This is a genomic window from Actinokineospora sp. HUAS TT18 (genome assembly GCF_051364635.1).
GTDB lineage: Bacteria > Actinomycetota > Actinomycetes > Mycobacteriales > Pseudonocardiaceae > Actinokineospora.
In genome coordinates, this window is record NZ_CP195645.1 from 3,987,701 (window position 1) to 4,000,360 (window position 12,660).

At 70.7% G+C, this 12,660-nt stretch carries 13 protein-coding genes; 6 read left to right on the forward strand and 7 right to left on the reverse strand.

The genetic code is table 11. From position 1 onward, the window contains the following. Positions 1-19: 19 nt before the first annotated feature. Both ACSHT8_RS17805 and ACSHT8_RS17810 read right to left on the reverse strand, forming a co-directional pair. A complete protein-coding gene (locus ACSHT8_RS17805; RefSeq protein WP_436491947.1) occupies positions 20-922 on the reverse strand; it encodes an SDR family oxidoreductase in 903 nt (300 codons plus the stop codon). Continuing rightward, positions 919-1,671, reverse strand: a complete 753-nt coding sequence (locus ACSHT8_RS17810) for an SDR family oxidoreductase (RefSeq protein WP_436491948.1) — start codon at positions 1,669-1,671, stop codon at positions 919-921. The genes ACSHT8_RS17805 and ACSHT8_RS17810 overlap by 4 nt, the downstream gene beginning before the upstream one ends. 70 nt (positions 1,672-1,741) lie before the next feature. Here ACSHT8_RS17810 and ACSHT8_RS17815 point away from each other — a divergent pair, with 70 nt between their 5' ends. From ACSHT8_RS17815 to ACSHT8_RS17830, 4 genes are read left to right on the forward strand one after another with little or no spacing between them, the layout of a single operon-like run. Then, positions 1,742-2,479, forward strand: coding sequence for an enoyl-CoA hydratase family protein (locus ACSHT8_RS17815; RefSeq protein ID WP_436491949.1), 738 nt, complete (start codon positions 1,742-1,744; stop codon positions 2,477-2,479). A gap of 26 nt (positions 2,480-2,505) precedes the next feature. Beyond that, positions 2,506-3,312, forward strand: a complete 807-nt coding sequence (locus ACSHT8_RS17820; protein ID WP_436491950.1) for a CoA transferase subunit A — start codon at positions 2,506-2,508, stop codon at positions 3,310-3,312. Further along, positions 3,309-4,100, forward strand: coding sequence for a CoA-transferase subunit beta (locus tag ACSHT8_RS17825; protein ID WP_436491951.1), 792 nt, complete (start codon positions 3,309-3,311; stop codon positions 4,098-4,100). Before ACSHT8_RS17820 ends, ACSHT8_RS17825 begins: the two co-directional genes overlap by 4 nt. A gap of 38 nt (positions 4,101-4,138) precedes the next feature. Then, entirely contained in the window at positions 4,139-5,179 is a 1,041-nt protein-coding gene (locus ACSHT8_RS17830) for an NAD(P)H-dependent flavin oxidoreductase (protein ID WP_436491952.1), read from the forward strand. 55 nt (positions 5,180-5,234) lie between these two features. On the opposite strand, the gene ACSHT8_RS17835 is transcribed toward ACSHT8_RS17830, so the two are convergent. Genes ACSHT8_RS17835 through ACSHT8_RS17855 form a run of 5 tightly spaced genes read right to left on the reverse strand, consistent with a single transcriptional unit; the run spans position 5,235 to position 10,319 of the window. After that, complete coding sequence (locus ACSHT8_RS17835; protein ID WP_436491953.1) at positions 5,235-6,605, reverse strand: WS/DGAT/MGAT family O-acyltransferase; 1,371 nt, start codon at positions 6,603-6,605, stop codon at positions 5,235-5,237. 57 nt (positions 6,606-6,662) lie between these two features. Continuing rightward, entirely contained in the window at positions 6,663-7,820 is a 1,158-nt protein-coding gene (locus ACSHT8_RS17840; protein WP_436491954.1) for an acetyl-CoA C-acetyltransferase, read from the reverse strand. Positions 7,821-7,823: 3 nt separating this feature from the next. After that, positions 7,824-8,417 carry a TetR/AcrR family transcriptional regulator gene (locus ACSHT8_RS17845; RefSeq protein WP_436491955.1) on the reverse strand — a complete coding sequence of 198 codons (594 nt, stop codon included), beginning with the start codon at positions 8,415-8,417 and terminating at the stop codon, positions 7,824-7,826. 13 nt (positions 8,418-8,430) lie between these two features. Next, positions 8,431-9,192, reverse strand: a complete 762-nt coding sequence (locus ACSHT8_RS17850) for an SDR family oxidoreductase (protein WP_436491956.1) — start codon at positions 9,190-9,192, stop codon at positions 8,431-8,433. Then, entirely contained in the window at positions 9,189-10,319 is a 1,131-nt protein-coding gene (locus ACSHT8_RS17855; RefSeq protein WP_436491957.1) for an acyl-CoA dehydrogenase family protein, read from the reverse strand. The genes ACSHT8_RS17850 and ACSHT8_RS17855 overlap by 4 nt, the downstream gene beginning before the upstream one ends. Before the next feature lie 45 nt (positions 10,320-10,364). On the opposite strand from ACSHT8_RS17855, the gene ACSHT8_RS17860 reads away from it, so the two are divergent. Continuing rightward, the gene (locus tag ACSHT8_RS17860; protein ID WP_436491958.1) at positions 10,365-11,813 is read left to right on the forward strand and encodes a FadD3 family acyl-CoA ligase; all 1,449 of its coding nucleotides are present in this window, start codon (positions 10,365-10,367) and stop codon (positions 11,811-11,813) included. Next, positions 11,810-12,655 carry an enoyl-CoA hydratase gene (locus ACSHT8_RS17865; RefSeq protein WP_436491959.1) on the forward strand — a complete coding sequence of 282 codons (846 nt, stop codon included), beginning with the start codon at positions 11,810-11,812 and terminating at the stop codon, positions 12,653-12,655. Before ACSHT8_RS17860 ends, ACSHT8_RS17865 begins: the two co-directional genes overlap by 4 nt. The last annotated feature ends 5 nt before the right edge of the window (positions 12,656-12,660 follow it).

Here is a 12,660-nt window from a genome sequence, read left to right on the forward strand (position 1 = left end):
TCGGCCCCCTCCGGTTGGATCAGGCGCCGTAGGGAGGCGTCGGCGGCGGGGATTTGGACAGCAGGTCGGCCACCACCGGTCCCAGTTCGGCGGGTTCCCAGCGGGCGCCCTTGTCCACCGCGGGCCCGTGCCGCCAGCCGTCGGCAAGGGAGAGTCTTCCGCCCTCGACCTCGAAGACCCGGCCGGTGACGCCCGCCGACTCCCGGCTGCCCAGCCACACCACGATGGGTGAGATGTTCTCCGGGGCCATCGCGTCGAAGCCGGATTGGGGGGCTGCCATCGTGGCGGCGAAGGCGGTCTCGGTCATGCGGGTCCGGGCGGCCGGGGCGATCGCGTTGACGGTCACCCCGTAGCGGCCCAGTTCGGCGGCCGCCACCAGGGTCAGGCCCGCGATCCCGGCCTTGGCCGCCGAGTAGTTCCCCTGGCCGACGCTGCCCAGCAGGCCCGCGCCGGAGCTGGTGTTGATCACCCGGGCGTCGACTGGGTGACCCGCTTTGGCCTGGGCGCGCCAGTGGCCCGCCGCGTGCCGCAGGGGGGCGAAGTGGCCCTTGAGGTGCACTCGGATGACCGCGTCCCACTCGTCCTCGGTCAGGCTCACCAGCATCCGGTCGCGGAGGAAGCCCGCGTTGTTGACCAGGACGTCCAGTCCGCCGAACGTGGACAGGGCGGTCTCGATCAGGGTCGCCGCGCCTGCCCAGTCGGCGATGTCCGACGTGTTCGCGACCGCCTGGCCGCCGGAGGCCACGATCTCGGCGGTGACGGCGGCGGCCGGGCCGTCCGAAGTGGAGGATCCGTCGAGTGCGGCGCCCACGTCGTTCACCACGACCTTCGCGCCCGCCGCGGCGAAGGCCAAGGCGTGTGCGCGGCCGATCCCGCGCCCGGCGCCGGTCACCACGACGACTCGGTCCTGACACAGGCTCATCGGTTCTCCGTCACGTTGCTCGCCGCCAGGAACGCGGGGACCTCGCCGCCGCCGTGGACCAGCAGCGTCGCCCCGCTCACGTATGAGGCCATCGGTGAGGCGAGGAACACCGCGCACGCGCCGATCTCGTCCGGTTCGGCCAAGCGTCCCAAGGGAACAGTCGCGCCCACCGCGGCGATCCCGGCCGCGTCGCCGTAGTGCAACTCGGCCTGCTCGGTGCGGACCATCCCCACGCTCAGCGCGTTGACCCGCACCCGCGGCGCCCACTCGATCGCCAGGCTCGCGGTCAGGTTGTTCAGGCCCGCCTTGGCCGCGCCGTAGGCCGCGGTGCCCGGCGACGGCCGCGTGCCGCTCACGCTGCTCACCATCACCACCGACCCGCCGCGCTCGGCCAGCAGCGGATACGCGCGCTGCGCGACCAGCAGCGGGGCCAGCAGGTTCAGCTCGACGATCTTCGCGTGGAACCGCGGCGACGCCTCGGCCGCCTTGGCGAACGGCGCCCCACCCGCGTTGTTGACCACCGTGTCGAGCCCGCCGTGCCGCGCCACGATGTCCGCCAGCAGGGCGGCGACCTGCTCGGGCACACGGACGTCGCACGGGATGAACTCGCCGATCGGCACGTCGGGGGCCGTCCGGCCGCAGGTCACGACGGTCGCGCCTGCTTTCTGGAAGGCCCGGGTGATGCCCGCGCCGACGCCGCGTTCGCCGCCGGTCACCAGTACCACCGAGTCCGGCTGGGCCACGCTCACGAGACCTCCTAGCCGTCGTCGGAATGCGCTGCTAACGTACCAAGCAATCGCTAGGTTTGGAAGGAGGCCGATGGCCGTCACCAGCCGGACCGACGCGGGCGTCACGGTGGTCACCGTCGACTTCCCGCCGGTCAACGCCATCCCCGTGCGAGGCTGGTTCGACCTGGCCGACGCGCTCCTGGCCGCCGGCCGCGACGAGTCGACCCACGTCGTGGTCCTGCGCGCCGAGGGCCGGGGGTTCAACGCGGGCGTCGACATCAAGGAGATCCAGCGCACCGCCGGGTACGACGCGCTGGTCGGCGCCAACCGCGGCTGCTACGCCGCGTTCGCCGCGGTGTACGACTGCGCGGTGCCGGTCATCGCCGCCGTGCAGGGCTTCTGCCTTGGCGGCGGGATCGGCCTGATCGGCAACGCCGACATCATCATCGCCAGCGACGACGCCACGTTCGCCCTGCCCGAGGTCGACCGCGGCGCACTCGGCGCGGCCACCCACCTGGCCAGGCTCGTCCCCCAACACCTGATGCGCACGCTCTACTTCACCGGCCGCTCGGTCGACGCCGCCACGCTGCGGCGGCACGGCTCGGTGTGCGAGGTGGTCCCCCGCGCCGAGCTGGACGCCGCCGCGCTGGCGCTGGCGAAAGAGATCGCGGCGAAGGACACGCGGGTGATCCGGCGTGCGAAAGAGGCGATCAACGGCATCGACCCGCAGCCGGTGCACCGGAGCTACCGCTTCGAGCAGGGCTTCACCTATGAACTGAACTTGATCGGCGCGGCCGACGCCGCCCGACAGTCCTTTCTCGACGGATAGCTCGCGGACGGGGTGGCTGACAGATAATGCGCGACAAGCGGATGACCGCCGAGCAAGTCGTGGCGGAACTGGCCGATGGGATGACCATCGGCATCGGCGGCTGGGGATCGCGGCGCAAGCCGATGGCGCTGGTGCGCGCGATCCTGCGGTCGGACCTGCGGGACCTGACGATCGTGTCCTACGGCGGCCCCGACGTCGGCCTGCTGTGCGCGGCGGGGAAGGTCAAGGAGGTGGTGTTCGGGTTCGTCTCCCTCGACAGCATCGCCTACGACCCCTGGTTCCAGCACGCCCGCCAGACCGGCGCGATCCGGGTCCGGGAACTCGACGAGGGCATGTTCCAATGCGGTCTCCGCGCCGCCGCGCACCGGCTGCCGTTCCTGCCGATCCGCGCCGGTCTCGGCTCCGATGTCCTGCGCGACGACCCGACCCTGAAGACGATCCGCTCGCCTTACGACGACACGGAACTGGTCGCGATGCCCGCCCTGCACCTGGACGCCGCGCTCGTGCACCTCAACCGGGCCGACCGCCACGGCAACGCGCAGTACCTCGGCCCGGACCCGTACTTCGACGACCTGTTCTGCCTTGCCGCTACACGCCGGTATGTGTCGTGCGAGAAGGTGGTCGAGTCGTTCGCGGCGGCGCCGGTACAGACGTTGCTGCTCAACCGGATGATGGTGGACGGCGTTGTCGAAGCCCCTGGTGGGGCGGGTTTCACCAGCTGCGTCCCGGACTACGACCGCGACGAGACCTTGCAGCGGTCTTATGTGCTGGCGGCGGCCGATCCGGCCCTGTGGTCGGAGTTCTACGCCCAGTACTTGGCGGTGACCGCGTGAACCGGGCCGACATCTGCGCGGTCGCCTGCGCCGACCTGTTCTCCGGCGACGGCGAGATCCTGGCCAGCCCCATGGGCACCCTCCCGACCCTCGGCGCTCGTCTGGCGAGGTTGACCTGCGCGCCGGACCTGCTGCTGTCCGACGGCGAGGCGTTCCTACTCGCCGACACCCCGCCGCTTGGGGAACGTGGTCAGGTTGAGGGGTGGCTGCCGTATCGGATGGTGTTCGACATGCTCGCCCACGGGCGCAGGCACGTGGTGATGGGCGCGAACCAGATCGACCGGTACGGAAACCAGAACATCTCCCGCATCGGCCCGGCGACGCGCCCGACCCGCCAGCTGCTGGGAGTTCGCGGGGCGCCGGGGAACACGGTGAACCATCGGACGAGCTACTGGGTTCCCCGACACAGTCCGCGTGTCTTCGTGGAGACGGTCGACATGGTCTCGGGCGTCGGCTACGACAAGGCGGCGGGGCCTTTCCACGACATCCACCGGGTGGTGACCAACTTGGCCGTGCTCGACTTCGCCACCCCGGACCACCGAATGCGGCTGGCTTCGGTTCATCCCGGTGTTTCCGTGGCCGAGGTCCAGGAAGCAACCGGCTTCGACCTGGCGATCGACGATGTCGCGGAGACTCGATTGCCGACCGACGAGGAACTGGACCTGCTGCGCTACCTGGACCCGAACTCTTTGCGAGCCCGAGAGATCCCGAGCGCAGCCCCCACCCGTCCCGGGGGGACGGCCCTTGTCCAGTCTACCCGGAGTGGGACTGAAAGGGGCAGTTGTTGATCTTCCTGTGGATAACTGCGGAAGTGTGTGGATAACCGATGGAGACTGCGTTCACGAAGCTTGTTGGCGTGCGATTTCCGCTGGTGCAGACCGGGATGGGGTGGGTCGCCGGGGCGCGGCTTGTCTCGGCTGTCGCGAATGCGGGTGGGCTGGGGATTCTGGCGTCCGCGACCATGACCTACGACGAACTCGCCAAGGCGATTGGCGAAACCAAGGCGCGGACGGCCAATCCGTTCGGTGTCAACTTGCGGGCCGACGCCGTCGATGCGGCTGAACGGGTCGAGCTGCTGATCAAGGAAGGTGTCAAGGTCGCGTCCTTTGCCTTGGCGCCCAAGAAGGAGTTGATCGGCAGGCTCAAAGAGCGCGGCGTGGTGGTGATTCCGTCGGTCGGGGCCGCCAGGCATGCGGAGAAGGTCGCGGCGTGGGGGGCCGACGCGGTGATCGTGCAAGGGGGTGAAGGGGGCGGACACACCGGGGCGGTGGCCACCACGCTCCTACTGCCGTCCGTTGTGGACAGTGTGGACATTCCGGTTGTCGCGGCAGGTGGGTTCTTCGATGGGCGGGGGCTTATCGCCGCGATGGCGTATGGGGCACAGGGGATCGCGATGGGGACGCGGTTTCTGTTGACTCAGGAGAGCACGGTGCCCGACGAGGTGAAGAGGGCCTACCTCGCCAAGGAGCTCGACGGGACCGTGGTCAGCACGAAGGTCGACGGGATGCCCCATCGCGTGCTCAGGACTGATTTGGTGGAACGGCTAGAGCGTGGTGGCAGGCTCGCGCCGTTGGTGGCGGCCGTCAAGAACGCGGGCAGGTTCAGGAAGCTCAGCGGGACCCGGTGGCTCGACATGGTGCGCGAAGGAATAGCCATGCGCCACGCCAAGGAGCTCAGTTGGGCGCAGACGATCATGGCGGCCAATACGCCCATGTTGCTGCGTGAAGGGCTCGTCAACGGCAACACCGATGCCGGTGTGCTCGCCTCCGGGCAAGTCGTCGGTCTGCTCCGCGACCTTCCCACGTGTGCGGAGCTGATCGACGGGATCATGGCGCAGGCCGACGAGGTCCGCCTACGCCTTCGGTGACCCCATGAGGAGGCTGTCGGCCCATCACGTCGGCCTAGGCGGGCGACATCGACTGTCAGTCGAGCTGCTTCTCCATCGCCGCAAGGGAAGTCTCCAGATGCGTCAACAGGCGCTGGAGGTGCGGGACCGAGCGGCGGCACCCGGTGAGCCCGAACTCCAGGCTGCCGTTGTAGCTGGTCACCGTGATGTTGAGCGCCTGCCCCTCGTACGGGATCGATACCGGGTACACGCCCTGCATGCGGGCGCCATTCCAGTACAGGGCGTTCTTCGGGCCGGGGACGTTGGAGATAAGCAGGTTGAACGCGGGCGGGGTGATCTTCTGCGCGCCGGGCAGCAGCGCGACGGCCAGTGGCGCGAACGGGATGGCGCTCAGCGCGGTGATCTGCAGCTGGCTCATGCCGCTGTAGAACTGCTTGCCGCGGCGCATCGACTCGCTGATGGCGGCCAGGCGGTCCATGGGGTCGTCGAGGTCGGTGGCCAGGGTGGTCAGGATCAGGCCGACCGCGTTGCCGCCGGTCGAGTCGCCGTCGCGCAGGGAGATCGGGACGGCGGCGACCAGCGGCTTGTCGGGCAGCTCGCCCAGTTCGATCATGTACTCGCGCAGGGCGCCCGCGCACATGGCCAGCATGACGTCGTTGACGGTCGCGCCCGCGGCGACGCCGACGGCGCGGATGCGGTCCATCGGCCAGCCCTGCGCGGCGAAGCGGCGGGCGCCGGTGATCGGGACGTTGAACATCGACTTCGGCGCCTCGAACGGCAGCGTGGCCGACTGCTCCTGGAAGACCTGGTTCACGTACCGCACCACCGCGGGCGCCAGGCCGATCACGTCGCGCACCGCGTTGACCGCGCCGGTGATCCCGGCCAGCGGGTTCCCGTCGCCGCCGCGCGGCGGTTGGGCGGCGTCCGTGCGCAGCCGCGGCGACCACGGCGGGCGCATGTCGCGTTCGTCGGGGTCCTCCGACAGCGACTTCTGCAGCAGGCGCAGCGCGGACACGCCGTCGACCAGGGCGTGGTGGACCTTGGTGTAGACGGCGAAGCGGTTGTCGGCCAGGCCCTCGATGAGGTGGGCCTCCCACAGGGGCCGGTGCCGGTCGAGCAGCGAGCCGTGCAGGCGGGACACCAGTTCCAGCAGCTCACGCACGCGGCCCGGGGTGGGCAGGGCGGAGAGCCGGACGTGGTACTCGAGGTCGATGTCGTCGTCGTTGGCCCAGCGCAGCGGGCCGACGCTGCCGACGGGGCCGCGCGGCCTGCGGCGGAACAGCGACCGGATGTCGACCTCTTCGATCAGCCGTTTGTGCAGCTCGCTGACGTAGTCGGGGCCCGCGCCCTCCGGCCGTTCGAACAGCTGCAGCCCGCCGACGTGCAGCGGGTGTTCGCGGGACTCGCCCAGCAGGAACATCGAGTCGGTGACGGGCATCAGCGCCATGAGCGGTCCTCCAGCTTCCGAACGTTCAACGCTGCCACCGCGCGCCGGTTACCGCAATCAGCCGAGACGTTCGACGATGGTCACGTTAGCCTGGCCGCCGCCTTCGCACATGGTTTGCAGCCCGAACCGCCCGCCAGTGCGTTCGAGCTCGTGCAGCAGCGTGGTGAACAGCTTCGTGCCGGTCGCGCCGATCGGGTGGCCGAGGGCGATGCCGCCGCCGTTGACGTTGAGCCGCGCCGGGTCGGCGCCGAGGTCACGCAGCCAGGCGAGCGGCACACTCGCGAAAGCCTCGTTGACCTCGAACAAGTCGATCTCGTCGAGCGACATCCCGGCCCGGTCGAGCGCGTGCCGGGTGGCGCGGATGGGCGCGGTCAGCATGAACACCGGGTCGTCTCCGCGCGCGGAGACGTGGTGGATCCTGGCGCGCGGGGTCAGCGCATGGACCCGCACCGCCCGCTCCGAGGCGATCAGCACCGCGGATGCCGCGTCGGAGATCTGGCTGGCCATGGCGGCGGTCGTGGTCCCGCCCTCACGCAGCGGCTTGAGCCCCGCCATCTTCTCCAGCGAGGTGTCCCGACGCGGCCCTTCGTCCACGGCGAAGGCGCCGACCGGCACGATCTCGCGCGCGAACCGGCCTTCGTCGATGGCGGCCAGAGCGCGCTGGTGGCTGGTCAGCGCGAACTCCTCCAACTCGTCCCGACCCAAGGCCCACTTCTCGGCGATCAGGTCGGCCGCGCGGAACTGGTCGATCTCCTCGGCGCCGTAGCGGGCGGCCCAACCGGTCGAACCGGACATCGGCGTCGGGAACCCGAAGTGGTGGCCCACGGTCATCGCCGAGCCGATGGGGATCTGGCTCATGCTCTGCACGCCGCCCGCGACGACCAGGTCGGCGGTGCCGCTGAGCACGACCTGCGCGGCGAAGTGCAGTGCCTGCTGGCTCGAACCGCACTGCCGGTCGACGGTCACCCCGGGCACCTCGTCGGGCAGCCCCGCGGCGAGCCAGGACAGGCGGGCGATGTCCCCGGCCTGCGGCCCGACCGTGTCGACGCAGCCGAACACCACGTCGTCCACCGCGGCCGGGTCGACGTCGACCCGGCCCAGCAGCGCCCGCAGCACGTGCGCGCCCAGGTCAAGCGGGTGCATGGTGCTGAGCGCGCCGCCGCGGCGGCCGGACGGGGTGCGCAGGGCGTCGACCACGTAGGCAGCACCGGTCACGGGTTACTCCTTGGGGCTGAGGGCGATCCCGTCGAGCAGGATCCCGAGGTACTGGCGGGCGATGTCCTGGTAGGTCAGCGCGCCGCCCGGGGTGTACCAGCGGACGGCCACCCAGACGGTGTCGCGCAGGAAGCGATAGGCGACCTCGACGTCCAGATCCGGCCGGAACGCACCGCGCGTCACGCCGTCGGTGAGGATCGTCGACCACATCTTGTGGAACTGGACGTTGCGTTCCTCGATGTAGCCGAAGCGCTCGAACTGCGCCAGGTACGACGCCTCGTTCTGGTAGATCGCGACCTCGGCGTGCCTGCGGTCGATCGCCTCGAACGAGGCCACGACCACGGCCTCCAGGGTCTCGCGCGGCCCGGCGCCGAGCGCGACGATCTCCTCGTAGCGGCCGAACAGCGCGTCGAGGAAGCCGGTCAGGATCTCGTCGACCATGGACTCCTTGGAGTCGAAGTGGTGGTAGAGGCTGCCGGACAGGATGCCCGCGCGGTCGGCGATGTCGCGGACCGTGGTGGCCCGGAAGCCGCGCTCGGCGAACATGTCGGCCGCCAGCGCCAGCAGTTCCGCGCGCCTGCCGCTGCTCTCTCGCATCATCGGTTCCTTCTCAAGGGTGCTGGCTGCTGACCGAGATGACCTCGCCGGTCAGATAGCTCGCGAGGTCACTGGCGAGGAACACCATGACATTGGCGACCTCCCACGGTTCCGCGGCCCGCCCGAACGCCTCCCGACCAGCCAGTTCCGTCAGCAGCTCGTCGGTGGTGACCTTCGCGAGGAACGGGTGCATCGCCAGGCTCGGCGCGACCGCGTTGACCCGGATGCCGTGCTCGGCGACGTCGACCGCGGCGCACCGGGTCAACGCCATCACGCCAGCCTTTGCCGCGGCGTAGTGCGCCTGGCCCTGCTGCGCGCGCCAGCCGACGACGGAGGCGTTGTTGACCACCGCGCCCCCGCCGCCCTGGGCGATGAACTGGCGGAGCGCGGCCCGGGTGCAGCGGAAAGTGCCGTTGAGGGTCACGTCGAGGACGCGAGACCACTCGTCGTCGGTCATGTCCACAACGGATTTCGTGCCGCCGAGTCCCGCGTTGTTGACCATGACGTCGATGCGGCCGAAGTGCGCGGCCGCGCCGTCGACCAGGGCCTGGACCTGCGCTTCGTCGGTGACGTCGCAGACCAGCGAGTGAACCGCGTCGGGGTGGTCGGCGGCGAGTTTGGCCGCGGTCTCGGCCAGCCTGCGCTCGTGCCAGTCGCTGATCACGACGCGCGCGCCTTCCTCAAGGGCGCGCCGGGCCGTGGCGGAGCCGATGCCGGTGCCCGCGGCGGCGGTGACCACGACGACCTTGCCGTCGAGCAGGGCGTGCCCTTTCACGGTCGGACCTCCCGGGGCAGGCCGAGCACGCGCTCGGCGATGATGTTGCGCTGGATCTCGTCGGAGCCGCCGTAGATCGTGTCGGCCCGGCTGAACAGGTAGAGCCGCTGCCACTCGTCGAGGCCGTCCGGCGTGATCATCGACGCGGCACCGCTGATCTCCATCGCCAGCTCACCCAGGCCCCGGTGCCATCGCGCCCAGACGAGCTTGGCGACCGACGGATCGGAGCGGCGGGTGGCGTAGGCGCGCATGACTTCGAGGCCGACCCGCGCGCGAGCGAGTTTGTCGGCGATCACCGGATCGTCGGCGGCGCCGTTCGCGCGGGCGAGGGCGTCGAGCGCGTCGAGTTCGCGGCGGAAGCCGACCTGCTGGCCGAGCGTCGCGACGCCGCGTTCGAAGGCGAGGGTGCCCATGGCGACCCTCCAGCCGTCGTCGCCGACGACCAGGTCGGCGGCGGTGCGGGCGCCGTCGAAGAACACCTCGTTGAACTCGGCGGTGCCGGTGAGCTGGACGATCGGGCGGATCTCGACGCCGGGCTGGTCGAGGGGAACGAGCAGGTAGGACAGGCCGTGGTGGCGCTGGGAGCCGGGTTCGGTGCGGGCGATGACGAAGCACCAGTCGGCGACGTGGGCCAGCGACGTCCAGATCTTCTGGCCGGTGATCACCCACTCGTCGCCGTCGCGGACGGCGCTGGTGCGGACGGCGGCGAGGTCGGAGCCCGCGTTCGGCTCGGAGTAGCCCTGGCACCACAGCTCGGTGACGTTCCGGATGCCCGGCAGGAAGCGGGCGCGCTGCGCGTCGGTGCCGAAGGCGAGCAGGGTGGGGCCGAGCAGTTCCTCGCCGACGTGGCTGACGCGGGCGGGCGCGTCGGCCCGCGCGTATTCCTCGTGGAAGGCGACCCGGTCGGCGAGGCTCGCGCCGCGGCCGCCGTGTTCGACCGGCCAGCCGAGGCACGTCCAGCCCGCCGCGGCGAGGTGCCGGTCCCAGGCGAGGCGTTGATCGAACGCCTCGTGTTCGCGGCCGGGTCCGCCGAGGCCGCGCAGGTGCTTGAACTCGCCCGCCAGGTTCTCGGCCAGCCACTCTCTCGCCGCTGATCGGAAGTCCACGCGCACCTCCACTCTTGCCATCGTCGGCTAGAGTAGCCTACCAAGCACTTGCTTTGGAGGAGTCGCGTGCAGGCAACCACCCCCGCCGCCCTGCGGACCGCCGCGGCCAGGTTCGGCACGCGCGAGGCGATCGCCGACGGGCCCGTCCGACTCACCTGGTCTGACGTCTTACAAGCGGTGGAGACCGTCGCGCGCGCGTTGATCGCGGAGGGCCTGGAGCCGGGCGACCGGGTGGCGATCTGCGCGCCGAACACCCATCAGTGGGTTGTCGCGGCACTTGGGGCGCAGTACGCGGGCGGCGCGCTGGTGCCGGTCAACACGCGGTTCACCGGCCCGGAGATCACCGACGTGCTGGTGCGGTCGCGGGCGCGGGTGCTGTTCATCGTCGGCGAGTTCCTCGGCGTCGACCGGCTCGCGTCGATCGACCCGGCCGCGCTCTACGGCGTCACCGTGCTCGGCATCGACGAAGACCTGACCGCGCGAGCCGAACGCGTCCCCGGCGACGTCGCCCGCGCCAGGGCCGATTCTGTGACACCCGACCAGGTCGCCGACATCCTCTTCACCTCCGGCACCACGGGCACGAGCAAAGGCGCGATGAGCGCGCACCGGCAGGCGCTGGGCGTGGCGGCGGCGTGGGCCGAGTGCGGCGAGGTGACCGCGGACGACCGCTATCTGATCGTCAACCCGTTCTTCCACAGCTTCGGGTACAAGGCGGGCATCCTCGCCGCACTGCTCACCGGCGCCACGATCGTCCCGCAGGCCGTGTTCGACCTGGACCGAACCCTGGAGCTGGTCGAACGGGAGCGGATCACCGTGCTCCCCGGGCCGCCGACGATCTACCAGACGATGCTGGACCGGCCGGGCGAGCGGGACTTGTCGACCCTGCGACTGGCCGTGACCGGCGCGGCGCCTGTGCCGGTCGTGCTGGTCGAGCGGATGCGGTCTGAGCTCAGCTTCCAGACCGTCCTGACCGCGTACGGGCTGACCGAGGCCGTCGTGGTGACCATGTGCCGCGCGGGCGACCCGGCGGAGACGATCTCGCGGACGTCGGGCCGGGCCGCGGCCGGGTTCGAGGTGCGGATCGCCGAGGACACCGGGGAGATCCTGGTGCGCGGGCCGAACGTGATGCTCGGCTACCTCGACGAGCCGCCGCACGAGGGCTGGCTGCACACCGGCGACGTCGGCGCGCTCGACGCCGACGGCTACCTGACGATCACCGACCGGCTCAAGGACATGTACGTGTGCGGCGGCTTCAACGTCTATCCCGCCGAGGTCGAGCAGGTCATCGCCCGGCTGCCCGGGGTGTCCGCGTGCGCGGTGGTCGGCGTGCCGGACGGACGACTCGGGGAGGTCGGCCGCGCGTATGTCGTCGGCGACGTGTCCACAGAGGACGTACTCGCGGTGTGCCGGGAGCGGCTGGCGAACTACAAGGTCCCGCGCTCGGTGGAACTGCGCGACGAACTGCCACGCAACGCGACGGGCAAGATCCTGAAGAGAATGCTGAGGGACGCATGACCGAGGACGTGGTGACCTACGAGCGGCGCGGGGCGACCGCCGTGGTCACGATGAACCGCCCCCGCTACCGCAACGCGCAGAACTCGGCGATGACCTATGCGTTGGACGCGGCGTTCACCCGGGCGGTGGACGACGCGGAGGTCAAGGTGATCGTACTGGCGGGCGCCGGCGACCACTTCTCGGCGGGCCACGACATCGGCACGCCCGGCCGCGACGTCGATGTCAGCTTCGAGCGCAAGGCCGTCCTGTGGTGGGACCACGTCGACCGCCCGGGCGGTGACCAGCGGTTCGCCCGGGAGAGCGAGGTCTACCTCGGGATGTGCCGCCGCTGGCGCGAGATCCCGAAGCCGATGATCGCGATGGTACAGGGCGCGTGCGTGGCGGGCGGGCTGATGCTCGCCTGGGTGTGCGATCTGATCATCTGTTCGGATGACGCGTTCTTCGCCGATCCGGTGGTGCGCATGGGCATCCCCGGGGTCGAGTACTTCGCCCACCCGTGGGTCCTGGGGCCACGCGCGGCCAAGGAGTTCCTGTTCACGGGCGACCGGTTCAGCGCGGCTTGGGCGCTGGAGCGCGGGATGGTGAACCGGGTCGTGCCGCGCGCCGAGCTGGAGTCCGAAGTGGACGCGGTGGCGGCGCGGATCGCCGGGATGCCGCAGTTCGGGCTCGCGCTGGCCAAGAAGGCGGTCAACCAGGCCGAGGACCAGATGGGGCTGCGCGCGGGCATGGACTCGGTGTTCGGCCTGCACCACTTCGCGCACGCGCACAACGCCGAGGTGTCCGCCGACCCGCTGGCCGGGCTGGACGCCCGCTCGATGAAGCGGGCCACTGGTGGACAATGACGCGG